Raw genomic sequence first — 22,494 nt, 5'->3', positions numbered from 1 at the left:
TCAATGGCTTTCGCTCTTGTACCTATCCAATCTGCTCCACGGCAAAGACGAAGGGCGCTTTAACGAGGGCTCGCTCGTAGACATCAGGTACGCCGAGCTCGGCCAGAAGCCGAGCTCGCATGACCCACAGCAAAACCTCGCCATGCCAGTGGAGAGCGACTGGAGTGAGGGGGCTTTTGCCGCCACCGTGAGAAAGTGCCGATCGCGCCGAAGCAACCGATTTGGCGAACTGAGGGTCCCGCTCCAGGATGACTTCACCCATCCTGCCAGTGGAGTCGACTACCTCCTGGACCCGCTGCTTCAGTGGCTTATCGTTGCGCCCCAGGAGCACCGACTTGACCCAGCCAAGGGTTTCCTCTTCGAGGCCAGCTTGGCCAAACGTCTCGATCACCGCAGCCACTCGTCGCTTGTGCTGCTCTTTGGTCACATCCGCGCTGTCATACAAATCCTTTTCCTGGTGAAGGGCTTCCAGGGCTTGGAAGATGGAGACAAACTTATGCTCTGAGTATGCAAAAGGGGCGAAAAATGGGTTCAACAGTGGAAGCAGTACGGCTTTAAACCGTCGACGAAAATGGAACCATGAGGTTACGAGTTCGGCAAGGTCGATTGAGCTGTCGCTGCCCAGGAGCAACGTTGGGGCAGCGTAGTTGCGGATCGAGCCGGTTGTTTTCTTCGACCGGAGGGTATCAAAGTACGCTTCACACAGTGGGGGCTTTTCGCCATCGGCAGGGCGCAAGTAGAAGGAATTCATTGCCAGCGGTCGCCCCAACGCCAGAACCATGAGGTCATGCAGTGGCCGCACTTGCTCGGCCAACATGCTCTGCCAGTCCATCGGCGTCTCCGTACTGACAGTGAACATGCAGTACTGATCGAGATGCACACTGTCCTCGCTGACTCTCCCGTGCGCCCCCAAAATGACCTTCACAGTGGAGTCGCCAGTTTCAGTCTCCAGCAACTCTGCAGTCTGCGTGGACAAGGAGGTGTCTCTTCCTTGCCGCTTCGTAAGTGGTGGTGAATCCATCCAGTCGGCCAGGTGATCAATCTCGAATCGAGCCTCGGAGAACTCGGCCCGCGAGACGTGGCCGCCAATCAGGGCCAGTTCTGGCCGATAGGTTTCCTCCACGGCTGGAAGGTCTGGCAGATAACCACCACGAGCGTTGATCAGACTGATGTCGCGCCGGTCTCGCAAAGTTCCGAAGACCAAAGGCTCAGTTACCCAGACGGGCTCCAGCGGCGTCAGTCCACCGGGCTCCAGTGCTTCGACGGCGTGAAGTGATCCGTAGGTGGTGAGTTTCAGCCCATCCGGATCAAAGATCAGCTTGCCAGCGACGGCTTCTGCCTGCCGGCCCGGCAGCCACCACGTGCCTTCGGCATCGAAAAAGTCCATGCCCCATGTTCCACCCGAGGAGGGGCCTCAGCCAGGCTCTGGTAGCGCGCCTGACAACGGCTACTTGCCCGTGTGGAGCCGTCCACACTGTCGTAAGGCCAATGACGCGGCCCCGAGCCGCCGCACCGCGCGAGTGAGCGCGTCCGCAAAGCGGCGAAGCGAGGAACTCGTTCAGGTGAAGTGCAGATAAGCACGGACTGCTGGCGCGCCTCAAACGAGGGCGACGAGCAGGACAAGGCCGCCTGGCTCAAGGCGAAGCGCGCCGAGGAGCAGAGCGCGTCCGAAGCCTGGTCCGAGCAGTACCGGATGCCTCCCCTGGAGGGGACCGAGCGGGCCGTTCCCTGGGGCGTGCGCTGTCGTCACCAGATCCTGACCAACGCCTACACCGCACTGGTCACCGAAGGCACGACCAGCGAAGCGGAGTGGGCGGAGATCGAGGAGAACGCTCGTACGGTGACCCGCGCCGGATGGTGGATAGACCAGAGGTCGTCCGAGCCCGAAGACCTCACCGAACTGCTCCGAGCCGCCACCGGGGCCGACCGGCCGACAGAGAATCCCTTCTTCTGACCGACCGGGTTCCCTGCTGCGGCGGGGCACCCGGCAGACCGCCACCGTGCGGCCTCTACCAGCGCTTCTCGGCCGGACCAAACCCCGGATTTGCCGGACGCTCTGCCCACTGGCCCACCTCCAACGGGTCCTTCGCTCCCTCTGCCCCGGAGACTTCCGTGCCTATCTCGATCACCATCACGTCCGAGTTCAGCGGCAGCGTCGTTGCCAAGGGCGCTACTGATGACCTCTCCGCGCAGCTCCTCCGTCACGCCGGTTTCAAGCAGATCGACGACTGGCACGGCCGACGCCATCGCCTGCCCACCACCACTCCGCTCGCCGATCAGGTCGCCATCGCCAGCCATGCGGCCGAGATGCTTCGAGCCGCTCGCTATGACGTCACCCTTCCGCCGTCCCTCGACACGGCCCGGATGAGCCCCCCGGTGCATGCGCTGGGGTCCTACGCCGCCGGAGCCGAACTCCTCAGCATCACGGACCAGATCCGTGCGGCCGAAGACGGAGCCAGCCTTCAGCGGGCAGTCGACCACCTCCTTCACCCCGAGCACGGTGCGCTGGAGCGTGTCCGGGAGGCGCTGGAAGCAGCGGGAGAACAGGTCAACGACCTGGACAACGACGCGTATGCGCTCGCCGACCGGTTCGGCTTCGCCTCGGAGTTCGTCAGCTCGGCCCAGTCCGAACTCGTCGACTCCGCGGCCGAGCTACGCCGCGTCGGCGACGCTTCGCCGAGCTACTCCCCAGCACGGACCGTCCGTGATCACCGTGATGCCGCTCTGGCCACTTCTCCTGCGGCGAACCAGGCCAAGGTCTCCTCGGCGTCCAGTTCCCAGACGGCGCCGCTCACTCCGACGGGTCACCCGCCGCGCGCCGCAACGCCCCGACGGTGACCCCGGCGGCTCTCTTCGCCGTCGGCCACCAGAACGTCGCGCGTCCCCGCTCGACCCACCTGTCACAGACCACTCACCCGAAGAGGCAAACGTGCCCGAGTACTACTCCAGCATCGGCGAGGCCGTCGGTGCGGCCATGCAGCACAACATCCGGCTCGCCCACCGCAGCGTGGCACCGGGCTCCGACAAGCCGCTGCAGGTCAGGCACCTGCCCAGCGCTTCCGCCGATCCGTACTCGGTTCGCGGGATGATTTCTCGCCTCCACGAGGACGCCTCGCCCGATGAGGTGGCGGGCATCATCGAGGAGGTCAACGGCGCACTGGTCGGGGCTCTGCCCGAGCTGACCGAACTCGTCGCCTCTGCCGCCGACTGGACTCGCGCCCGTCTCGACTTCGACGACCCGCATCACCATCCGACTTTCGAGACGTGGACCCGACTGGCAGCCGCGTACGGGATGCTCCAGGACGTCCGTGAGCAGTTGGAAGTCGCCGAGGACGGTCTCGCTGCCTGTCCCGCAGAGCGCACGGACCCCCGGCACAACCAGATGGTCAACGTCTTGCGCAGCCGGGAGTTGCTCGACGATGTCCTCGGTGCCGAGGCTGTTCCTGTGCCGTCCGCTGCCCAGAACGTCGATTCAGACCGGCAGCGGGCGGCCCGCGCCTCGTCGCCGCGCGCCGGAACATCGCCGTCGACCGGCAGTCCGCCGGCCACCGGAGCATCTCCGCCCGCGCCTCGTTCTGCTGGCCGACCCCGCTGAAACGTTCGGCCTCAGACGTCCAGGAGTACCCCCATGATCTGCACGAGAGCCGAGCGCGCCCCGCCCCTGCCCGCTCGCACACCCAAGGAACCGCCGTGCCTTCCCCGCGCACCAGCGCGCCCTCGACCACCACCGGGTCGGACGCGCTCCTCTACCTCCTGTTCGGCATCCTCGGCGCCGCCATGGCCTTCGGCTCCCTGGCCTGGCTGACCGGAAATCTCACCAACACCTTCGCCGGGAGCGGGACATGGGCCCCCTTCCGCATAACGGACGCGCTGCTGCACCCGGAGGTGCTGTGGCCGGCCCTGAGCACCAGCATGCTGATGGTCGGCGCCCGCGTCGTCCCTGCCCTGTTCACTGTTGCCCTGGTCGTCACCGCTGCCGTGCTGTGGATGCGGTGGCGTGCCGGGTCCAAGTCCGGCCTCGCCCGGAAGGCGGACCTGGCGCCGCTGCTGGACAAGGAGATCGTCGCCAAGGCGAAGAGCCTGCGCCCGAGCCTGGGCGGCCGGGAGAGTAAAAGAGGTCCTGCCCGCTGACCGCGGCATCCTGCTCGGCACCCTCGATCCCGGTCGTGCGGAGGTCCGCGCGTCCTGGGAGGACGTGATCGTCGCGATCATGGCCCCGCGTTCCGGCAAGACGTCCGGGCTGGCGATCCCCGCGATCCTCTCGGCACCGGGCCCGGTCCTGCTCACCAGTAACAAAGCCGCGAACGACGCCTTCACCACCACGGTGGACGCCCGCGCCGAGGTCGGCACGATCTGGACCCTCGATCCGCAGCAGATCGCCCACCACCCGCGCGAGATGTGGTGGGACATCCTCGCTGACGCCCGTGATCTCGCCGGGGCGAAGAGGCTGGCGGGGCACTTCGTGACGGCGAGCGTGGACGAGTCCAGCGGCTCCGACTTCTGGTCGACCGCCGCGAGCAACACCCTCGGTGCCCTCTTCCTCGCCGCCGCGTCCCACCGGCAGCCGATCACCGACGTCCTGGCCTGGCTCGCGATGCCGGCCGACCGCACCCCGGTGGACCTGCTCACCGACGCCGGCCACCATGCGGTCGCCGCCCAGCTCCAGGGCACCGTCTCCGGCGCGACCGAAACGCGCGACGGCATCTATGAGACGGCGAGGCAGTATGCGAGCTGCCTGCTCGACCCGGACGTCGCCGCCTGGGTCACCCCCAACGACGACCTTCCCGAGTTCCATCCGTTCGTCTTCGCCACGTCTCGTGACACCTTGTACCTGCTGAGCAAGGACGGCGGCGGCAGCGCGTCCGCGATCATCGCGGCGGCGGCCGACGCCGTGATGCGCGCGGCCGTGATCGTGGCCGAGCGCTCCGGCGGGCGACTCGACCCGCCCGCCCTGTGTGTCCTCGACGAGGCGGCGAACGTCTGCCGCATCTCAGACCTCCCTGATCTCTACAGCCACTTGGGCAGCCGAGGCGTCATCCCGATGACGATCCTGCAGTCCTACCGTCAGGGCCAGCGGTGCTGGGGCGAGGCCGGTATGGACGCTCTGTACTCCGCCGCCACCATCAAGATCATCGGATCTGGCATCGATGACGCGGACTTCGCCGACCGGCTCAGCCGTCAGGTCGGCGATCACGACGTCCAGACCACCTCGGTGTCGACCAGCGAGGGCGGCAAGTCCACCTCGGTGAGCATGCGCACGGAGCGGATCCTTCCGCCGGACGCCATCCGCGCCCTGCCCAAGGGCAAGGTTCTGCTGCTGGCCACCGGCATCCGGGTCGCCATGCTCAATCTCAAGCCCTGGTACAAGGAGCCCTCCGCCAAGGTGGTCGGCCCGGCTTCCGCTCGCGCAACGAAGGCCATCACCGAGCGTGCTCTCGCGAAGAGCGTCGGCCAGGACGATCTTGGACTGTCGGCATGAGCGCGCCCACACCACAGCAGGGCCGGTTGGCCCACGCTCCGGTCGTCCTGCGCGGTGGCCGGTGGTGGCTTGACGGCGAGGCAGGCTCGGTTCCCGCCTCCGATCCCGCCTTCACTGCCGTCTTGGACGACTTCGCGCTGTCGATGGCCGCTGCCGACCAGGCAGTCGCCAACCTCCTCGTCCGGCAGGACGAGGCGTCCTGCGCTGATCTCGGAGGCCGGCGGTGAACCCGCTGATGAGTGCCGAGCAGGCGGTCCTCGGTGCCGCACTCCTCGACCCCGAGCAGCTCACGCACTTGGAGTGGCTCGCTGCGGACCACTTCTATCGGCCCGTCCACCAGGCGCTGTTCGCCGCGCTCCGCAAGCTGCGCAACGACGGGCATCCCGCGCTCTCGGCGGATGGTCCGTTGCCGCTGTCGTGGGTGACCGACGCGGTCGAGGAGGCCGGACAGCACGTGCGCGGGCTGACCGCGGCGTACGCCCACACCCTGATCCAGGCGTGTCCCCGAACAGAGCACGCCCCGGTGTACGGACGCATGGTGCTGGAGGGGGCGATTCACCGCACCGTCGCCCAGCATGCGATCCGTCTCCACCAGGCAGCTCGGGCCGACGCCGTCCAGGGCGAGGTCGAGGGAGCGTTGCGCACGGCGGACGTCCTGACCGGCGTACTCACCGACCTTGCGCGACGCTGGGGAACCGATCCTCGTCCGGTCCCACCCACCGCTGGGCCCTCTGCCGCCACGGACATCCCGCCTCCGGCGCAGAGCGGCCGGGTCGCCGAGGACGAGCGGTTTCTCCTGGCCGTCCTCGCCGAACAGCCGGGGGCTATGGGCGAGGTGGTGGCCTGGCTGCGGCCGGGAGACTTCGCCGACCCGACCCACGGGCAGCTCTACCGGTGCCTGGGCGCGCTGCACCACCGGGGCGAACCCATCGACCGGATCACCCTGCTCTGGGAGGCCCAGCGACGCGGCCTGCTGGCCGACGGCACAGTGTCGAGCGAGCAGCTGGCCGCCGTCTGCGAAGGCATGGTCCCTGGCAGCGCTGACTGGTTCGGGCAGCGGGTGATGCGCTCCTCCGTCACCCGCACCGCCGCCGCCTCCGCGCGAGCCATCCGGACCCTGGCCCAGGACGAGGTTCTGGGGCCCGGCCGGTTGATCAACCACGCCCTGCACGAACTCGGTCCGCTCGACGAGGTACGTGCCCGCTGGGCCACCGCGAACAGCAGTCCGGCTCCGAAGACCACGGCATCCGCTCCGTCGGCGGCCGAGCCGCCGCCCGACCGAGTGAAGGCCGCCCGCGCCCGCAGCACGCCCCTCCCAGGCGCTGCACCCTCAGCCCCGGCCAGCCATCTCCCCACGCTGTCGACGGCCCGACCACCCTCGCGCGGCCACCCTTGAGACCCCCTCCCCACCAGCCTCTTCTGCCCCTGGAACTCGTCTTGATCTATCCCATCTCCGCGCCCGCGCTGGACCTACGTCCCACGGCCCCGAGCCTCGCCGCCCCGTTGATCGGGTCTCTCTGCTCGGGGTACGGCGGCCTCGACCTGGGTGTGCAGTCCGCGCTCGGCGGCACGCTGGCCTGGCATGCCGAGGTCGACCCGAACGCCTCACGCATCCTGGCCCGCCACTGGCCCGGCGTCCCAAACTTGGGCGACATCGCCGCCGTCGACTGGCTCGCCGTCCCCCGGGTGTGCGTCCTGACGGCTGGCTTCCCCTGTCAAAGACGTCTCGGTCGCCGGCCGCCGGGCCGGACTCAACGCCCAGACCCGCTCCGGGCTCTGGCTGCACGTCGCCCGTGCGGTCGCAGCCCTCCGACCCTGCCTGGTTGTGATCGAGAATGTGCGCGGCCTCCTCACCTCCCCCGCCGGTTCCCCTGGCGACGTGGAACTCTGCCCGTGGTGTCTGGGAGACACCGCAGGTCAGCCTGCTCTGCGGGCACTCGGTGCCGTACTCGGATCCCTGGCCGACCTCGGGTACGACGCGAAGTGGCTCGTGCTTCGCGCCTCCGACGTCGGGGCCCCACACCGCCGCGAGCGGACCTTCCTCGCCGCATGGCCCGCCGGGCACCCTGCTGAAGACGCCGACCAGCAACATCGGGAAGAACGGCGGCAGCCAGCATCCATCGAAGCGGAAGAGCGGGGGCCACGGTCCGAACCTGGCCGACGAGGTCGAGTGGCTGCTGCTGCCGACCCCGAAGGCGTCGGACGGAATCAAGGGCTCGCCGAAGCAGCGGCACGGCAATGGCGACATGACCCTGCCCAGCGCGGCTGCGTCGTTGTTGCCGACGCCGAGGGCCAGCGACACGGGCACCCCGGGCCGCCGCCCCGGGAAGGGATGGCGGCCTCCCTTGTCGGCGGTGGTCCTGCCCCTCTGGACGCAGGAGACGCCGGAGGCGGAGGCGCGGACCGGCGATGGGGAGCGTACGGATCCGCCATCACCCGATGGGAGAGCCTCACCCGCCCGGCCCCGGCTCCCACGGACGCGGCCGGTCGGCTCCGCGCGGACTTCGTGGAGTGGATGCAGGGCCTCGACGCCGGCTGGGTCACCGCGACTCCGGGGCTCGGCCGTCCGGCGCAGCTCACCGCGCTCGGCAACGGTGTCGTCCCACAACAGGCGTCGCACGCCTTGAAGTTGCTGGCGCCACCCTTCCCCCGTTGTCCCCGCTGCGCTGACCGATAGCGCTCCACTACCGCCATTTTCCGGCCGCACCAAAACGCTGATTCTCCGGATCCTCTCGGGCATGTCGCCGTCTCACAGATGGAGCACACCCTCATGGCCGACACCAGCCCGACCTCCCCCGGCCCCGAGCCGTACCGCGTCCCCGACGCAGACCTCGACGACCTCGCCAGCACCCTCGCCAAGACCATGGCCGAGGTCAGGCAGCACGGCGTCATCCTCGACCGCCTCGGCTCCGAGCCCGACCCCGGCGCCATCCAGCCGCCGGACGGCGCTCCGGAAGCCGAGGCGGCTGACGGGAAGAAGCCCGACGGCCCCGCCTCGGTGTTCATCCTCGCCCTGGGCGGCAAGGAGTATGCCGTCGAACTCGCTGCTCTCAGCGACTGGGTGAACTACCTCTTCCTGCCGGTGTACGGCCGGGAGATCAGCACGAGCCGTCCCTGGTGCGCGCACTGGCACGAACACCCCGAGGCCGTCGCCCGGCTCCACGCACTCTGGCTCGCCTGGCAGCAGTTCACCGACACGGAGGCCGGCCTGTCCGGCCCCTCGACCTGGCACCGCGACCACCTGGACCAGACCCTGGCGCACCTGCGTGCGCCCGACGGACCGTTCGCGGCCTGCACGACCAGCGCAACTCGCCCCAATCACCGGGTGCTGGCCACCCCGGCGCCCGAGCAGGCGGGGGTGGCGGCGTGAACGACCTTCTCGACTTCGGCCTCGACGATCTCTCGCCGGTCAACGACGACTCCGAGGAAGCGATGGAGACTCTCTGGGCTGGCGACCTGACGGTGCTGTCCCAGCACCACACCACGCCCAACGGTTCACACAGCTTCGTCCTCGCCCACGACCGATCGGTCACCTGGGGGATACCCGGCGAGCCACAGCTCGTTGCGATCGCCGTCGCTCGGGATCTACGGCAGTCCACGTTCACGTTCGAGACGAGTCACCACGCCACGGCGTCCTTCGCACAGAACTGGCTGGCAGAACGCGGCTGCCCGCTCGAACGGATCGCACTGCACGGTGGCGACTACATCAAGCCCGCCGACGACCTCACCCTCCAGGTGGAACAGCAGATCCAGAAGTCGGGCACCCGCTACGAGGTCCTCGACACCTACACCTCAGACGACAACCCCAGCGAGGCGTGGACACTCGTCAACGACTCCCAGGCCACCCAGGCACCGGTTCGCCTCTTCTACGAGGAGTGGAACCACGGTGCCGGCACGTACACGATGCGCGAGGGCGCCTTCCCCGACGTCGGCGTCGCCCAGACCTGGCTGGACGAGCGCAGTGAACCGCTGCCCGAGCCTCCGGAGTACGGCGACCACAACGGTGCTGTCGTCCGGGCTCGCATCGCTCGCATCGCCCTTTCCCGGTCCGCCGGAACCTCTCCGACGCCGCAGACCGGGCGCGACGCGCCCCGCGCGTCAGCGGCGGTACCGGTCCAGCGCGCGGTCCAGGGGAGGCTGCTGTGAGCCGCGCCCGCTTCGCCTTCGCCGCGCACCCTGACGCCATCGCCGACCTGCGGGAACTCCCGTCTGAGATGCGCGATTTGGCCTTGCTGGAGCTGCAGAACCTGGTCCACGGAAGCGACGACTGCTTGCCGTTGAAGGGCCGTCTCGCCGGCTTCCACAAGGTGTACGTCGACCCGGCGGTCTCTTACCGGCTGGTCATCCAGTTCCGCCAAGCGCCGCCGACCTCGACCCACAAGCGCGAGATCTACCTCGTGGCGGCTGGCAGCCGGAAGGACTACGCGGTCTACCGAGCGGCCCACCTGCGGACCGAGCCTCAGCAAGGGCTCGGCCCGGACTCCGCCACGGAGGCCCGCGTGCAGGCCGCCCGGTCTCGCTCGACGCTCACCACCGAACGGCCGACAACGGGCCGCGCGGCTGCCCCGTCACCAGCGCCGCCCTCGGCCACTGCTTCTCGAAAGGCCACCCAGCGATGACCAACGACCGTACTGCGCTGACCCGTTCAGAGCTGGCGGATCTCCTCACCGAGGCCGCTCAGAACGTCGGCGGCATCCCTGCCGCCGAGTACCCGACGGCCGCCGCCCGGTCCTACCTGCATCCCGTCTTGGGTCCGCTGGCCGCTGGGCCCCGCGTGATCACCGAGCTGAACGACCGGTTCGAGGGCTTCGTGGCCACCGAGCCACGCCCTGCTGGTTCGGCGGGCCTGTTCGCTCTGGCCTCCTACGCCTCCGCGCTGGGGTGGCTCACCGAGTCGTTCGCCGAGCTGACCTCCTCGGTCGACGAGATCTGTACCCGCGTGGGCATACCCACGGAGCCACGCGCCCCGATCACCGCCGCACCCGGTGGTACGGAGCGGGATGACGAGTTCGACTTCGCTTTCAACGCGATTGAGTTGGAGGCGGTCCGCAACGCAGCCGAGGCCGCCGGCCTCGCGCCGGACGACTACGTCGAGGTTCTCTCCCAGTCGCTGCTCGCCGCCGCCCGGATCACCGACGCCTGCATGGAGATCTCCAGCGGCCTGCTTGATGACGCCGATCTCCTCAGCGAAGTGAGCGACCGCCCTCGGCTCGACAACGATCCCGGGAGCCTGCCCGCTCTGGTTCGCTCCCTGCTCGCCCGGATGGAGACGATGGAGTGAACCCGTACGACGCAGACACACACCCTGGGCCCTATCTCGTCGTCGAAGTGCTCGGTGTCGGGGATGTCAGCGTGCACGCCCTCGCACATGGTCCGGAGGAGCCGCTGCACCAGGCCGCTGCACGCGTCATCGAAGCCGCAGCGGCGTTGGACGAGCGACACGAGAGCGTGCTCGATGCGGTCCAGCGCGCTCAGCGGCTGCTCGAAGGCACTGGTCGGGGTGAGGTCGGCCGAGCCCAGGTCTCGTACGCGCTGCTGCGCACAGCTCTCCCGGACCTTGGAGACGGCCTGGCCCAGCAGGACCGGGCATACAGCCAGCTCGTCGAGTCCTTGTCCGCCTACCGCCGGCTTCTTCCCTCGCCCGAGCCTGCTCAACACGCGAGCAACAAGAGCCACGGGCAGGGCCAGAAGACGAGGCCCCACCGGGACGACGACTGGGCCGTCGCCGGGGAGCGCGGGCTGGTAGCCCTCGAAGCGGTTGCGGCCGGAGGTGTTCGTTTTCGCCGCAACGCGATCGGCGAGGACCCGTACATCTCGCGGGAGAAGGCCCAGTGGCAGGAGCCGGCGGTCTTCCCGCAGACCGTGCAGCGGCTGGTCGCCGACGGGCTACTGCATCAGGACATCACCGAGAACGTGTACCGGCCCGGCCAGCTCCTCTCGCTCACTGCGCAGGGGGAAGCCGCCTTGCGTGATGGTCGCGCGACGACCTCCCGTGTGTCCGCCGCCCTCGGCCGCACCACCACGCGGACCACGTCAGGCGCGCCCTCTGACCCGGCCGCCGTGCCCGTCGCCAGGACCTCCCTCGCGACCCCCCGCTCACGCTGACCTCATCCCGATAAGGACCCCACCATGTCTACCCCCGGCCTGCCCCCCACCTTCTCCATCGCTTCCATCGACGCCCAGCGCGTCGAGGAGGCTCTCGCCCGGATCGGGCCCAAGTGGACCACCTGGACCGCGATGACCCTGACCCAGGTGAGGGGCCCCGTGCGCGTCCGCGACGTTGCTGCGCAGCTCCCCTTCGTCAGTGAGCAGTTCGTCGGCAAACGGCTGGCCACGATGCACGCTGACGGACTGGTGGTCCGCGGCTACGACCGGCGGGGCGCGCCGTACCAACTCAGCGCGCTCGGCACGTCTCTGGCCCCCGTCCTCCGCACGGTCTCGGACTGGTCCCGCACCCACCTGACACAGGAACCGATGGCCGAAGCCGAGCGTGTCGAGGACGCGCTGCGCCGCCTGCATCTTCGGCACTCAACTGCCGTAGTTCAGGCCCTCGACTCGGCTGACGGCCAGATGCGGTTCGTCCACATCGCCGAGGCGGCCGGTCTGGACTACGGCCTCGCACGGCAGCAACTTGTCCGGCTTCAGGCCGATGGCCTGGTCACGCGGACGGGCTCCCGGCACGGAGACCCGTACGTGCTCACCGATGCCGGCCAGGCGTTGGGGGCCGTCTACGCGAGTGTCGAGCACTGGAGCCAGCCCTTCTCGCTGCGAGGTGGAACAGCGGCACCGCGTCCGACAGCGGCAGTCACGCGGACCCACGTCGGCGTTCCGCTGGGGGCGGGAGCCGAGAGCGCCCGGACCACGGCGGCCCTACGACGGAGCGCCGCCGCGTCGAACGTCATGTTCAGCCACGCGCCTCAGCCGGAACCGCGGGTGCCGGCGGCCGTGACCGCTCAGTCGGCACCGGGCCGGGGCGGGTGACGGTGGTGAGAACGAGAGGCCACTCGCCGCCACTACGGCATCCGCGTGCGCTCCGGCGGCTCCCGCCGCTGCATACGCGGATCCGTTCTCCTCCTTCGCTTCCGGAGACTCGACCATGTACGCCCCTGATGACCCGACCCGGTACCAAGAGGTACTGGTCAGCCCCATGTATTTGGCTGGTTCCAACGGGACCGGCGAGGCTGGCTTCGCGCCCGTCGCCCACTGGCCCCATCAGTACCTCGATGAGGGCCCCTACCAACTCCTCGTGACCTCTCCCGACCAACGGATTCGGATCGGCTGGTTCGGCGACGACTTCGAACTGTGGAAGATCAGCGCAGCCGAGGACGCCTTCTCGGCGCCTCGCTGGACGGCGACGTTCAACCACGTCACCCCGGCCGAGATGGTCGCCGGCCTCACCGCCGCACTGGTCCAGGACTACGACGAAGCCATCGCCTCCGACGCCCCCGGCCGCTTCTTGACAGGACCAGCCGTCCCCTGGAGGGACACCGTCCGGCCGCTGACCGATGCCGGCTGGAACCTTGACGGAGCTGCTGAACTCGGCACCGTCGAGATCATCGCTCCTGACGACCAAGCGGGCATCCTCATCGATCGGCGCGGCTACGGCTCCGACCGCACGACCGTTGAGCTGTGGGCTGGCCCGCCGGGCTGGGGCACTCGTGCCGAAGTGACGTTCACGGCCCGCACCCCGTCCCACTTGATCGCCGCAACCGCCGCTGTGATGGCGAAGTCGACGCCGGTGGTCCGCGAGCGCCACCAAGTCGACCGGCGGATGCAGCACTTGGTCACCATGACCCCTGTCGCTTCAGCCACGCCGATCGCCGAGGCTCAGGTCCGGCGCGCTCCGACTCCGCTGGAAGTACGCCGCACCGCGGTCACCCAGGCCGTACACCGCGCCGCGCGGGCACCACGCACGGCAGCCGACCTCCGGGTGATGGCCGCGCAGAGCCGCTCCACGGGGGCGGCGCAGAAACGGACGGGACACTCGGCGCCCGCGCCCTCTGCCCGGCTGCCGGCCAGCTCGCCGACGCCCCGGCGCGGACGCTGACTCCCACCCCAGGCCGCACTCCACTCGCGACCGTCCCCGCCCAACAGGAGTTCCACCATGCCCACCACCACCATGCTCGACCAGGCCACGGCCATGATCGAGAACGCTTGGGGCCAGCCCATCGAAGCTCTTGAGGTCCTAGGGGTCCGCCGCCCCAGCGAGGACCCGCTCCTGCGCTGCGCCATGCACACCCGCGCGGCCCTGGCCATCACGGACAGCTCGGTAACCGTTCACCAGGACCGTCTTCACGCCCTGTCCCGGCACGGGTACGTACCTGGCTTCTACGAACTTGACCGGATCACCGAAACGGCGGTCAAGCTCCGCGTCGCCCAGGCGGAGAGCCGTGCGCACCTCCAGGCGATCCGGCGCGTGGTGGAGGCTCGAGAGGCTGCCGCACCCGAGGTTGAGGCACCGGCGGTTCGGCTGGCACAGGCTGCTGTCGCCCGCTCCGGGCAGACGCCGCACGCCCCGGGGGCCGCGCCCGAACCGTCCTCTCCGGCGGCGGCCGTAGGGCCGTCAGCGCCCACAACGGGGCCCCGACGTTGAAGGCTTAGCTCCGATTCTCGTCGCGGTGGCCCTCTTCGGCCTGAGGGCCCACCGCGCGGGCCAGCTCCTCCACCGTCAGCTCCACGCGCCGGCCTTCGGCGACCCGGCGCTCCACCGTCTCCTCGTCCGGCCACCGGTCTGGCTGTGCGTCGACTCCCCACTGGACGTCGGCGACCATCGCGATGTCGCCCACGGTCCAGGGCCGTCCGGCGGCGCGGATCTTGCGTTCCAGTCCGGCGCCGTCCCAGGGTCTGCTCGCCTCGGCCATCCCTGCTCCCCCTTCACCAACGTGCGGTCCCTCACCGCAACCCAGTTACGACAACCGCGGTCGCCGGTCCATTCCCGTCCCGCCGACCGCTCGCTGGTGGTCTCCAGTTCGCCCACGGCAGACGGCATCCCCGGGGAAACGACTACGCACTTCGGCATGCCGCATGCCAACGTACGGGTGTCGGGAAAACCCCAGGTCAACGAAGGGATCGTCTAACCGTGAACGCCTCTGCCACCCTCCTGCCCGCCGTCGTCCGCCCCGAGGTGGAAGACCGCAACTGGCTCTCCTCCGACCACTGCGCCGCTCCGGTGCTCGACCTCCTGGACGCTCTCAGCTGGACGATCGCCGAGACCCCGGAGGCCAACATCCACATGACCAGCCCGGACGGCGGCGTCTACGTCGGCTGGCTTCCCGAAGACCCCTCCGCCTGGGCGCGCGAGATCGTCTGGCGCGTCCAGGTGCTGCCCGCCGACGGTGAGGTGTGGGTCCAGGAGTTCGGTGTCCATACCCCTTCCGAGGCCGTCGCCGGATTCCTCGCCGCCCTCGTCACCCACTCCTCCCGCTGACCGCCGGACGACGGGGCGGGCCGACGACCCGCCCCGTGCACCGCGGCGGTTCCGGCCCCGTCCCCCACTGCTCTCGGAGTTTCCCTTGCCTCAGTATCTGACCGTCGGCCACCTGCTCCGCCAGCTCCAGGAACTCGACCCCAACCTGCCTGTCCGTCTCGCCATCAACCCGGACTTTCCCTTCGCCCACTTCGTCGGAGCCGAGGTCGTCATCCTCGACGGCAAGGCGTACATCGCGGATGGCGGTCAGGAGGACTACCTCCCGGTGGGGGCGCGCGATGCCCTCACCTGGGCTTGATCGTCCCTACCGCCACGGAGGCTTCCATCTCGTCGCTCTCGCGCCCCGCACCTCGTCTCGCGCTGCACGATGTCGCCGTGCTCCCCATGCCGGACGGTGTGCACAGCGCGCTTCTCCGGCGCATCTCCGCCCGCCCCGACGGCCCCCTCGACATCACCTGGCTCGCCGCCCAGTCCCCCCAACTTCCCCTCGGGCGCATCCGATTGCGCTGGGAGCCCGCCTCGCGCAGCGGCTGGGACGTCACGGCGTACCTGGGGCTGACCACGGCCGAGGTACTCCTCGGTTCCTGGCCCGCCGCCCCGGACTACTGGCCGCGCCTGGTCCGTCCGACCCTGTACGAGGTGACCGGCCTGTGCGCCGCCCTCTCATTCGCGACCGACGCCCTCGAACTCTCCAACCGGCTCTCCGGAGTCTGACCGAGGACCGCCGAAGGCCGCCCCACGCCGCTCAGGCTGGGGCGGCCTCGTCGTGCGTCCACCCGTTCGTTCCGTACGCTCGACCCGACGAAGGCCGACGTTGTCGTATGGGGTCGGTGCGGATGTCGATCCGCACCATCCACTTCGCAGCACTTACCCCCGCCGACCAAACGATCGACGGGGTGAAGTAGGCAAGCACCGGATTAACCAACGGCATCCGCAGATGCCCGGGGCCTCTTGCTGTCTCGCCACGGCGAGCGAGGTGTGGTGGGGCGGGTCAGCGCCGTTCCATGGCCTGTCCCCTGTTCTCCGCTCTGTTGTGCGCGGGCTCGCCTTCGTTCCTCTTCTCCGTGCCCACAAGAGCCGGATTATTCAGGGAGTCAGTGAGGCTGGGCGGGGGCGGCGGAGGAGGTAGGGGCGGGTTCCCCTGGTTCTGTGCGTTTGTCATGCCCGTCAGTGTGCAGTACGAGACTGACAGTCGAGAGGAAGATTCCTGCGGCGACAGCGGCCAAAGTGACCGTCCAACGTCTTGTCTTCCGCTGGTGCAGGACGTCGTTCTTCTCGAACATGCCCACCCTCGTTCCGGCAAGAGCCCCCAGCGCCGCGCCCTTCGCCGATCGCCCATAGGTGTCCAGGACATCCCGCGGCTTGATGTCATCGTACGCGGCGAGGTTGAACACCGAGATACCGAAGCCAATGGCAACCCCATACGCCACGAAGGCCGCAGTGCCAGTGAACGGCTCGAAGCCCCGGGAGGCCAGGAACTGGGCGGCTGTGGCAGCGAACCCCACCAGGAAGATGGCCTTGGTGTCCACCTTCGCCCCCGACTCCGACTGTCGCGCCAGCCGCGCCGCAAGTTCGCTGTTGATCAGCTCCAAGGTCTCCTTCTGATCCTCGAACTCCTGCGGCGTCATCGTCATGTCCTGAGCGTACGAAACGCCCGGGGTCCGGTCATGGTGCCTGGACAAATGGCAGTCCGACGGCGGCGAGCTTCGTCTGGAGGTTGATGTCGTCGCTCGCAACGTAGACGGAAGATCCCGGATGCCGGGACTGCAGTAGGAGGGTGGAGGCCACCAGGCGGTCATCAGGCACGGTCAGGTCCAGCCAGTTCGGCAGCCCGTCGCCCTTGGGTTCAATGTGCTCGAAAACGGCGTGCACCTCACCCGCGACACGGACACCGCGCCGCATGTCGCCGTTGGTCCGCAACCCCTTCAGACGACGGTCGGCTTTCTGCGCCGCGTCCCGGATATCGGGGTTACGTCCGGCGCGCTTGTGGTCGTCCAGTTCCCGCAGCACAGCGGGCATCAGATGGACCATGTACCGCTTCCCCAGCAGCGGTGTGTAGATCGCTACGTCGGGGTCGTCCAGCAAGACGTTCGTGTCGACCACCAAACGTACTGCCCAGGGGTCAGGGGGCAGCAGCTCGCCCAACTGCCGGAGGGTGGTCACGGCGTGACGCACGGAGTCGGTGGCCTTGTCGGTGGTGGACGGCACCGTCGTATCACGAGGGCGCTCAAGCCAGCGCGTCAACAGGCCGAGGCTCTGCTCAAGACGCTTGGTGACCTCTGGCGTCGGATGCGGGAACAGGAGCCGGAACAAGGGCTCCCACTCCCTTACGCGGCCCAGCAGCTCCATGCGACGCGCCTCAAGTTCTGGGCTGCTGGGCACCCAGCCCCACTTCGGAGCACCAATGTGCATCACGTAGCCGCGTCCGCGGTTGGGGTCCGTATTCCGGATCTGCGAGTCCGCCAGGATCTGCACGAAGCCTGCTTCGATCAGGTCCAGGTCCGACCGCAGCCGATCCAGGTAGGTCGGCGGGGGCGCTTGTTTGGAGGCCATCTCCTGATCATGCCGTGTGCCTGTGACAGTCCTCTGTGCCGGGCGGGGGCACTCATCGATCGATCAGCGGAGAGTCGGCCAGGCAGTGCCGAGAATGGCACAGCCGATGGCCTCCGGTCCGGACTACAGCCCGAATTGGTTCATCAGATCCGTGCACAGTTCGTCGGCACTGCCGCGTCCCTCCTCGTCTGCCGACACCGGGGAGAGCGCTGTGTGCGCGGGTTGGATGTAGTGGGGGCGGCGGGCGTGAGGGGGCGTGCTCTCCCGCCCTTGGAGATCGCCCCATTGCGAGGTGAGCGGTGCCAAAGCTCTGGGCTTGTCCGGTGAGATGATCACCGCTGTGAGTTGCCGCGCGCTGTCCAGGCGCAGCTTCCTCTGCTGCTCCTGCGCGGTGGCGACGAAGTCGTAACAGCATGCCGTCACCAGGCGCTCGGATACGAGGAGGTCATCGTCCTGGCCGGGAGGCTCCTCGCTCTCGCGGATAAAGGACAGGTTGGCCGCCATCACCACGGTGCCGTCGTAGTGCAGCTCGGTGATGATCTCCCGGTTGATGGGCGACTCCAGATTGCTGCACACCCAGCGGCGCAGGCCGGAGCGCGGGTTGAGCAGCGTGTCCGGCCCCATACCGACCAGAGGCCCTGGCACCAACGGTTTCCCGTGCAGAGCGCGGGCTCGCCTCTCGGCGGACTTGAGGACCTCCCGCGCCTCTTCCCGGTTCATCGTGTAGGCACCGCGCGGCAGGGGCCGCTGCGGTCGGGAGACCCCGATGAACCATGCCGAAGGCGCGGAAGCATGCGCGGTGATGGTCCTGGTCGTGAAGTCGATGTGGCGCTGAAGTTGTTCCTCTGCCAGACCGACACGGGCGAAGCGGTCGCGGTAGGCGCGCTCGACCTGATGCTCCGCCATCCAGGCGGTGTGGTCATTGTCCCGATAGGGGACGACCGCGGCCTGCTGATCCTTGTCCTTGGCGGCGGTGCCGTACACCAGGTGCGGTGCCATCTCGCTGGCCGGCACATCGACGACCAAGACGGACTTCGTTCCATCGGTCAGCTCGAACATGTCCAGGTCCGGCAGGTATGGGTGGACGTGGTTGCGGATCCACTGCGCGTACTGCTGCAGGTTGGCTTCCTGGGGGTCTATGCCCAACAAGCGGGTCGTCTTGTCCTCTACGCCGTAGATGATCAGACCACCACGGGTGTTCGCCATAGCCGCGACGTCCTTGGCGAACTCATTCCAACGACCATCCCTGGGCGGTTGAGGGAGCGGCTCCTTCCAGTCCAGGTCGTCGAACTCGTCCAGCTTGTCGTCCGTGGCCCGGCGGACCATGTCGAAGGTGAGAGGCCCGGGTTGGCATCCGAGGTGCTCGTGAATTCTTGTCCATGTGCGTGCCATGAGGGCAGCGTAGAACGGCTGGCTACCGACGCGACCCGAAGCTGAGCATGGATTAGGGCGAAGCCGCCCCGACGCCCGCCGCTCTGCCGCTGACGTCACCGGCACAGCGGACGGAACCACCACGACAAGTGCGACAAGACCTCCTACACGGGCGGGACGAGCACCTGCGACCTCATCGAGGAGTACGGGCCGCACTCCGAACGCGCCGACTACTAACCACCACCGCACGGGCCGGGCATCTGCGAGTGCCGTTGGCTAGTCCGGTGCTTGCCTACTTCGCCCCGTCGATCGTTTGGCCGGCGGGGCAAAGCGCTGCTCAGTGGATGGTGCGGATCGCCCCCATACGACAATGTCGGCCTTCAAGACCGCAACTGGGTCTTCAAGGCCGACGTCACCCAGAGCCCCGATCGACCAACGGCGTGCAACATGCCGGTGGCGCCCTTCGGCGTTCCGTCTGGTGCTCGCCTACTCCAGGTAGATGCCGGCGAATACGCCGTCGAACCCGAGCGCGGTCAAGCCCGCCTCGACACTCGGGTAGGTCGTCCCGTGGGGGCCGCCGACCAGGGCATCGAAGTCGGCGCGCCTGATCTCGGGCTCGAGCCACTGGTTGCCGCACCGGCAGCGGACCCAGACGTTGCGCCCGTGGTTGATGAGCAGCCAGTCGCGTCGGGCACGGCAGGCGGAGCACATCACGGGCATGCCGCCGAGAGCGAGTTCGCGTGAGTGGCCGACGCAGCGAATTGCCCCGGGGCCGTCGGCCGACCGCGTCTCGGCCTGGAGCTGCAGCAGGGGGTCGGTACCAGTGGGCAGGACGGGCAGGACGGGTGCCGGCTCCGTGGTGCGGGTGGTGGTTCTGAGCACGAGCGTCATCTCCCGGTTGTCGGTCCTGTCTTCATCCGTAACAGCCGGTGGAACCAGCTGTCCATACATTTCGCGGCGTCCGCTCGGCCGGTGGTCTCCGTCCGGTTCGACGTGGTCAGCGACGTGGCGAGCGGCGGTTGGGGTCTTGAGCAGTTCCGAGCGGTACGGCTGCCGTCGCGTTTCGTTCACTGGTGCGGCTGCTCGGCGTAGTGGCCTGGCGGGTGGCGGCCTGCGGACGACGGGCACTGTCACCCGGGTGTGCCGGGAGCTGGGCGATGCGCCGCAGACGCCAGACCAGGACGTCGTTCACGTCGTCGGCGCTGTCGAGTTCGCGCATGTCGATGGCCTGGCGCAGGAGGGCTTCGGAGTCATGACCTGCCCGCTCGGCCTGGTCGAGGGTGGCGACCAAGGCGTCGGTCTTCGCTTCCGTGCCTCCTGCCCGTACGACCTTCTCGGGCAGGACGGCGCGAAGGGTGGCCTCGTGCATGAGGCGCTGGGCGTCAGGAAGGGCGCGGCCTTGGTCGTGCAGCATGCGCATCGGAGTGGCGGCGGCCTGGCGGTAGGCGGTGCGTAGGTGCGCGGCGGCTTGTCGGGAGGCGTGGGCCTGCTGGGCGTGTCCGCGGGCGGAGTGCCAGCGGGCGGCGGAGAGGGTGACGAGGACGAGGGTGGAGACGAGCATGGCGGTGGTGCCGCCGTCCTCGCCTCGGCCGAGCGCCCCGCCGGCCTGGACAATGCCTCGGGCGGCTGAGCGGAGGGCTCGGGTGTCGGCGCGTTCGGCGCGGACATGACTGCGGGTCGCCCGCTCGAAGGCGCGAGCTGCGGCGGCCAGCTCGGTGCGGGTGGTGGCCGGTGAGGTCTGGGCCACTGCGTCGAGGAGTTCTCCGACGCCGACGAGCTGGGGGGCTGCCTCGCCGTCCTCGTCGCGTTCCAGGAGCACGGCTGAGCGCTCTGCGATGAGGGTGGCGTTGCGTCGTTGACGGGCGGGCGGTGACCAGTTGGTACGGTCAGCGCCGACCACGGGCGCGCTCGGCTCGACGGCCCCGTCGGTGAGGCGTAGGCGGATCTTCGGAAGGGAGAGGTCGGGGGCCAGTTTGGAGCCGGGGTACCAGACCGGGGCTCCGTCGCGGTTGCGGTCGCCGGGCAGGGCCACGTTGTACCCGAGCGCGTCACCGGACGGTGCGTGTCGCAGCTTCACCCGTACCCCCGCTTCTCGGAGCCGCGTGAAGAACTCCTCTTCTGAATCCGCTCCCGCCACGGCTCGACGAACGGCCTCGCGGAGCGTCTCGCGCGAGGTCTCCGGGCGGCCGGTGCGCTCAGCCTTGAACTTCTCGGCGCTGCTGGGATTCTTCGCTGCGGTTCCGTCGCCCGCGTTCAGGCGCCGCAGGCCCATCTCCTGCTCGATGCGGCGGCATTCGGCCTGGGCCTTGTTGAAGTCGTAGTTCAGGCGCGGGTTGCGCAGGTCGCCGCGTACGAGGGTGGCGACGATGTGGATGTGGTCTTCCGCGTGGCGGACGGCGATCCACCGGCAGCCGTCGGGGTCTCCATCCGGGGCGATGCCGGTGGCGTGGACGATGCGCTGGGCGACGGCGTTCCACTCCTCGTCGTCCAGCCGCCGGTCCCCGGGGGCGGTGCGGACCGAGCAGTGCCAGACGTGCTTGGCGGGCGCGCGGTCGCCGGCCTGCTTGACCCGCAGGTCCAGGGCGGCGGTGAGCCGGGCGAGGGTGGCCTTCGGGTCGGGGTCGAGGCCGGTGTCGCGGCCGGGGTCGGGGGCGAAGCCGTCCCAGGAGCCGACGAGGTGTGCGTCGGTGTGCTCCTCGCGCCGCCCGGGGCCGTACAGGTAGACGAGCAGGCCGTGGGTCCGGGAGCCGCGTCCGATGTCGGGAACCATCACAGCCGCCGGGTCACCAGGTCGTTCGCCGCGTCATCGACGCGGGCGAGAAGTCCGGTCAGCGCGCTCAGGGCGTGTTCGAGTTCACCGGCGCGCGGCTGGCCACCGCTGTTGAGGACGAAGGCGATCTGGTTGATGTTGTTGCCGATGCGGGCCAGCGCGGTGCGCAGAGCGGCGAGTTCGTCGATGGCGGTGTCGAGCTGGTCGTTGCTGTGCACGGCGGCGCATCCGCGGGCGGCGCTCAGGCCGGAGACGGCGAGGAAGCGAGCGACGGTGACGCCGCGCTTGGTGGCGGCCTCGGCGATCTCAGTCTTCTCGGTGTCGGAGAGGCGGGTGGTCGTCTTGCGGGTGCGCTCGCTGGGGTTGCGGGTGCGGCGGCGCGGTTTGCGGTCGGGGTAGGCGGGCGTGCTCGGGCTCGGCTGCTCGCGGTGGTCGTCGCGATCGGCTTCTCCCCCGGTGACCGGCGCCCCCCGGTGCCGGTTGCCCGACTGGTCCCCGTGCGCCCTCGCTCGGGGACCAGCCGGGCTTCCCCCGCCCTCCTGGGCGGGGGCAAGTGCGTACGTCGGGCCGTAGGACCGTCGTACGCGATAGCTTGCTCCGCCAGGAGCCGTGGTGGGGTCACGCTGCTGTCCAGCGGAGGTGGCCGCCGGGTCGTTGGTGTTCACCGGCTCGTCTCCGGGTCCTGCTGCTGGATTTCGCGGACGAGTTCCTCGATCCAGTCCATGGCCAGGACGGGGTGGTGCAGGGTCCAGGGCCGGTCATGCTGCTCGCGTTGCACGATCCAGGTGGTGTCGGGGCCGGACTGGACGCGGTGGAGGTGTCCGTGCTGGTGCAGGACGGTCAGCCAGGAGTCGACTTCGGCGGGCGTGGCCGGGTGAGTGCGCATCGGGTGCT

26 protein-coding genes and 2 pseudogenes are annotated in these 22,494 nt (G+C 69.1%); 19 read left to right on the top strand and 9 right to left on the bottom strand.

Annotated features, from left to right (window positions below):
* Window positions 1-22: 22 nt before the first annotated feature.
* Window positions 23-1,387 carry a HEPN domain-containing protein gene (locus ABZ457_RS14030; RefSeq protein ID WP_359157484.1) on the bottom strand — a complete coding sequence of 455 codons (1,365 nt, stop codon included), beginning with the start codon at window positions 1,385-1,387 and terminating at the stop codon, window positions 23-25.
* A gap of 180 nt (window positions 1,388-1,567) precedes the next feature.
* Here ABZ457_RS14030 and ABZ457_RS14025 point away from each other — a divergent pair, with 180 nt between their 5' ends.
* From ABZ457_RS14025 to ABZ457_RS13950, 16 genes and pseudogenes are all read left to right on the top strand, one after another.
* Window positions 1,568-1,954, top strand: a complete 387-nt coding sequence (locus ABZ457_RS14025; RefSeq protein ID WP_359157481.1) for a hypothetical protein — start codon at window positions 1,568-1,570, stop codon at window positions 1,952-1,954.
* Window positions 1,955-2,112: 158 nt separating this feature from the next.
* Entirely contained in the window at window positions 2,113-2,838 is a 726-nt protein-coding gene (locus ABZ457_RS14020) for a hypothetical protein (protein WP_359157479.1), read from the top strand.
* A gap of 91 nt (window positions 2,839-2,929) precedes the next feature.
* Window positions 2,930-3,595: a hypothetical protein gene (locus tag ABZ457_RS14015; RefSeq protein ID WP_359157477.1), complete on the top strand. Its 666-nt coding sequence runs from the start codon at window positions 2,930-2,932 to the stop codon at window positions 3,593-3,595.
* A 95-nt stretch (window positions 3,596-3,690) separates the two neighbouring features.
* Window positions 3,691-5,479 (top strand): annotated as a pseudogene (locus tag ABZ457_RS14010) (TraM recognition domain-containing protein).
* Window positions 5,476-5,706, top strand: coding sequence for a hypothetical protein (locus ABZ457_RS14005; RefSeq protein ID WP_359157475.1), 231 nt, complete (start codon window positions 5,476-5,478; stop codon window positions 5,704-5,706). The pseudogene ABZ457_RS14010 and the gene ABZ457_RS14005 overlap by 4 nt, the downstream one beginning before the upstream one ends.
* Window positions 5,703-6,875: a DnaB-like helicase N-terminal domain-containing protein gene (locus ABZ457_RS14000; protein ID WP_359157472.1), complete on the top strand. Its 1,173-nt coding sequence runs from the start codon at window positions 5,703-5,705 to the stop codon at window positions 6,873-6,875. Before ABZ457_RS14005 ends, ABZ457_RS14000 begins: the two co-directional genes overlap by 4 nt.
* Window positions 6,876-7,027: 152 nt before the next feature.
* Window positions 7,028-7,138 (top strand): annotated as a pseudogene (locus ABZ457_RS13995) (DNA methyltransferase); the annotation flags it as partial.
* 43 nt (window positions 7,139-7,181) lie between these two features.
* Window positions 7,182-8,156 carry a DNA cytosine methyltransferase gene (locus ABZ457_RS13990; RefSeq protein ID WP_359157594.1) on the top strand — a complete coding sequence of 325 codons (975 nt, stop codon included), beginning with the start codon at window positions 7,182-7,184 and terminating at the stop codon, window positions 8,154-8,156.
* Between the two features lie 93 nt (window positions 8,157-8,249).
* The gene (locus ABZ457_RS13985; protein WP_037882112.1) at window positions 8,250-8,849 is read left to right on the top strand and encodes a DUF4913 domain-containing protein; all 600 of its coding nucleotides are present in this window, start codon (window positions 8,250-8,252) and stop codon (window positions 8,847-8,849) included.
* Window positions 8,846-9,625: a glycosyl hydrolase gene (locus ABZ457_RS13980; RefSeq protein WP_359157470.1), complete on the top strand. Its 780-nt coding sequence runs from the start codon at window positions 8,846-8,848 to the stop codon at window positions 9,623-9,625. Before ABZ457_RS13985 ends, ABZ457_RS13980 begins: the two co-directional genes overlap by 4 nt.
* Window positions 9,622-10,098 (top strand): hypothetical protein, encoded by a 477-nt coding sequence (locus ABZ457_RS13975; RefSeq protein ID WP_242735726.1) that lies wholly within the window; start codon window positions 9,622-9,624, stop codon window positions 10,096-10,098. The genes ABZ457_RS13980 and ABZ457_RS13975 overlap by 4 nt, the downstream gene beginning before the upstream one ends.
* On the top strand, window positions 10,095-10,760 hold the full coding sequence (locus ABZ457_RS13970; protein WP_359157467.1) for a hypothetical protein: 666 nt from the start codon (window positions 10,095-10,097) through the stop codon (window positions 10,758-10,760). Before ABZ457_RS13975 ends, ABZ457_RS13970 begins: the two co-directional genes overlap by 4 nt.
* On the top strand, window positions 10,757-11,584 hold the full coding sequence (locus ABZ457_RS13965; RefSeq protein WP_359157465.1) for a large ATP-binding protein: 828 nt from the start codon (window positions 10,757-10,759) through the stop codon (window positions 11,582-11,584). The genes ABZ457_RS13970 and ABZ457_RS13965 overlap by 4 nt, the downstream gene beginning before the upstream one ends.
* A 24-nt stretch (window positions 11,585-11,608) precedes the next feature.
* Window positions 11,609-12,460: a winged helix-turn-helix transcriptional regulator gene (locus ABZ457_RS13960; protein WP_359157463.1), complete on the top strand. Its 852-nt coding sequence runs from the start codon at window positions 11,609-11,611 to the stop codon at window positions 12,458-12,460.
* A gap of 115 nt (window positions 12,461-12,575) precedes the next feature.
* Window positions 12,576-13,526, top strand: a complete 951-nt coding sequence (locus ABZ457_RS13955; protein WP_359157461.1) for a DUF317 domain-containing protein — start codon at window positions 12,576-12,578, stop codon at window positions 13,524-13,526.
* 57 nt (window positions 13,527-13,583) lie between these two features.
* Window positions 13,584-14,072: a hypothetical protein gene (locus ABZ457_RS13950; protein ID WP_359157459.1), complete on the top strand. Its 489-nt coding sequence runs from the start codon at window positions 13,584-13,586 to the stop codon at window positions 14,070-14,072.
* 4 nt (window positions 14,073-14,076) lie between these two features.
* Here the strand turns inward: ABZ457_RS13950 and ABZ457_RS13945 are convergent, their stop codons facing one another.
* The gene (locus ABZ457_RS13945; RefSeq protein ID WP_359157457.1) at window positions 14,077-14,340 is read right to left on the bottom strand and encodes a hypothetical protein; all 264 of its coding nucleotides are present in this window, start codon (window positions 14,338-14,340) and stop codon (window positions 14,077-14,079) included.
* A gap of 218 nt (window positions 14,341-14,558) precedes the next feature.
* Here ABZ457_RS13945 and ABZ457_RS13940 point away from each other — a divergent pair, with 218 nt between their 5' ends.
* The 3 genes from ABZ457_RS13940 (at window position 14,559) to ABZ457_RS13930 (ending at window position 15,620) form a co-directional block, all read left to right on the top strand.
* Complete coding sequence (locus tag ABZ457_RS13940; protein ID WP_359157454.1) at window positions 14,559-14,906, top strand: DUF317 domain-containing protein; 348 nt, start codon at window positions 14,559-14,561, stop codon at window positions 14,904-14,906.
* 85 nt (window positions 14,907-14,991) lie between these two features.
* The gene (locus ABZ457_RS13935; RefSeq protein ID WP_359157452.1) at window positions 14,992-15,204 is read left to right on the top strand and encodes a hypothetical protein; all 213 of its coding nucleotides are present in this window, start codon (window positions 14,992-14,994) and stop codon (window positions 15,202-15,204) included.
* 86 nt (window positions 15,205-15,290) lie between these two features.
* Entirely contained in the window at window positions 15,291-15,620 is a 330-nt protein-coding gene (locus ABZ457_RS13930) for an esterase (protein ID WP_359157592.1), read from the top strand.
* Between the two features lie 380 nt (window positions 15,621-16,000).
* Here ABZ457_RS13930 and ABZ457_RS13925 read toward each other — a convergent pair whose 3' ends face one another.
* From ABZ457_RS13925 to ABZ457_RS13895, 7 genes are all read right to left on the bottom strand, one after another.
* On the bottom strand, window positions 16,001-16,540 hold the full coding sequence (locus tag ABZ457_RS13925) for a hypothetical protein (protein ID WP_359157450.1): 540 nt from the start codon (window positions 16,538-16,540) through the stop codon (window positions 16,001-16,003).
* A gap of 31 nt (window positions 16,541-16,571) precedes the next feature.
* The gene (locus tag ABZ457_RS13920; RefSeq protein ID WP_037876711.1) at window positions 16,572-17,459 is read right to left on the bottom strand and encodes a PIN domain-containing protein; all 888 of its coding nucleotides are present in this window, start codon (window positions 17,457-17,459) and stop codon (window positions 16,572-16,574) included.
* A 123-nt stretch (window positions 17,460-17,582) separates the two neighbouring features.
* Window positions 17,583-18,851, bottom strand: coding sequence for an ATP-binding protein (locus ABZ457_RS13915; RefSeq protein WP_359157448.1), 1,269 nt, complete (start codon window positions 18,849-18,851; stop codon window positions 17,583-17,585).
* Window positions 18,852-19,316: 465 nt separating this feature from the next.
* Window positions 19,317-19,721 (bottom strand): hypothetical protein, encoded by a 405-nt coding sequence (locus ABZ457_RS13910; protein WP_358282060.1) that lies wholly within the window; start codon window positions 19,719-19,721, stop codon window positions 19,317-19,319.
* 106 nt (window positions 19,722-19,827) lie between these two features.
* On the bottom strand, window positions 19,828-21,600 hold the full coding sequence (locus tag ABZ457_RS13905; RefSeq protein ID WP_359157590.1) for a relaxase/mobilization nuclease domain-containing protein: 1,773 nt from the start codon (window positions 21,598-21,600) through the stop codon (window positions 19,828-19,830).
* The gene (gene mobC, locus ABZ457_RS13900; RefSeq protein WP_359157444.1) at window positions 21,600-22,265 is read right to left on the bottom strand and encodes a plasmid mobilization relaxosome protein MobC; all 666 of its coding nucleotides are present in this window, start codon (window positions 22,263-22,265) and stop codon (window positions 21,600-21,602) included. The genes ABZ457_RS13905 and mobC overlap by 1 nt, the downstream gene beginning before the upstream one ends.
* The gene (locus tag ABZ457_RS13895; RefSeq protein WP_359157442.1) at window positions 22,262-22,486 is read right to left on the bottom strand and encodes a hypothetical protein; all 225 of its coding nucleotides are present in this window, start codon (window positions 22,484-22,486) and stop codon (window positions 22,262-22,264) included. Before ABZ457_RS13895 ends, mobC begins: the two co-directional genes overlap by 4 nt.
* Between the last annotated feature and the right edge of the window lie 8 nt (window positions 22,487-22,494).

The organism is Streptomyces sp. NPDC005805 (assembly GCF_040630445.1).
Lineage (GTDB): Bacteria > Actinomycetota > Actinomycetes > Streptomycetales > Streptomycetaceae > Streptomyces.
The sequence above is the reverse complement of the archived record's forward strand: the minus strand, read 5'-3'. Positions and strand labels throughout refer to the sequence as shown.

What these genes read in the sequence shown, in the direction of transcription:
- ABZ457_RS13920 (WP_037876711.1), bottom strand. Translation starts at nt 17,459, where the DNA reads ATGGCCTCCAAACAAGCGCCCCCGCCGACCTACCTGGATCGGCTGCGG.
- ABZ457_RS13930 (WP_359157592.1), top strand. Translation starts at nt 15,291, where the DNA reads ATGCCGGACGGTGTGCACAGCGCGCTTCTCCGGCGCATCTCCGCCCGC.
- ABZ457_RS13905 (WP_359157590.1), bottom strand. Translation starts at nt 21,600, where the DNA reads ATGGTTCCCGACATCGGACGCGGCTCCCGGACCCACGGCCTGCTCGTC.
- ABZ457_RS13950 (WP_359157459.1), top strand. Translation starts at nt 13,584, where the DNA reads ATGCCCACCACCACCATGCTCGACCAGGCCACGGCCATGATCGAGAAC.
- ABZ457_RS13985 (WP_037882112.1), top strand. Translation starts at nt 8,250, where the DNA reads ATGGCCGACACCAGCCCGACCTCCCCCGGCCCCGAGCCGTACCGCGTC.
- ABZ457_RS13925 (WP_359157450.1), bottom strand. Translation starts at nt 16,540, where the DNA reads ATGACGATGACGCCGCAGGAGTTCGAGGATCAGAAGGAGACCTTGGAG.
- ABZ457_RS14030 (WP_359157484.1), bottom strand. Translation starts at nt 1,387, where the DNA reads ATGGACTTTTTCGATGCCGAAGGCACGTGGTGGCTGCCGGGCCGGCAG.
- ABZ457_RS13895 (WP_359157442.1), bottom strand. Translation starts at nt 22,486, where the DNA reads ATGCGCACTCACCCGGCCACGCCCGCCGAAGTCGACTCCTGGCTGACC.
- ABZ457_RS13970 (WP_359157467.1), top strand. Translation starts at nt 10,095, where the DNA reads ATGACCAACGACCGTACTGCGCTGACCCGTTCAGAGCTGGCGGATCTC.
- ABZ457_RS14005 (WP_359157475.1), top strand. Translation starts at nt 5,476, where the DNA reads ATGAGCGCGCCCACACCACAGCAGGGCCGGTTGGCCCACGCTCCGGTC.
- ABZ457_RS13910 (WP_358282060.1), bottom strand. Translation starts at nt 19,721, where the DNA reads ATGACGCTCGTGCTCAGAACCACCACCCGCACCACGGAGCCGGCACCC.
- ABZ457_RS13945 (WP_359157457.1), bottom strand. Translation starts at nt 14,340, where the DNA reads ATGGCCGAGGCGAGCAGACCCTGGGACGGCGCCGGACTGGAACGCAAG.
- ABZ457_RS13960 (WP_359157463.1), top strand. Translation starts at nt 11,609, where the DNA reads ATGTCTACCCCCGGCCTGCCCCCCACCTTCTCCATCGCTTCCATCGAC.
- ABZ457_RS13955 (WP_359157461.1), top strand. Translation starts at nt 12,576, where the DNA reads ATGTACGCCCCTGATGACCCGACCCGGTACCAAGAGGTACTGGTCAGC.
- ABZ457_RS13915 (WP_359157448.1), bottom strand. Translation starts at nt 18,851, where the DNA reads ATGGCACGCACATGGACAAGAATTCACGAGCACCTCGGATGCCAACCC.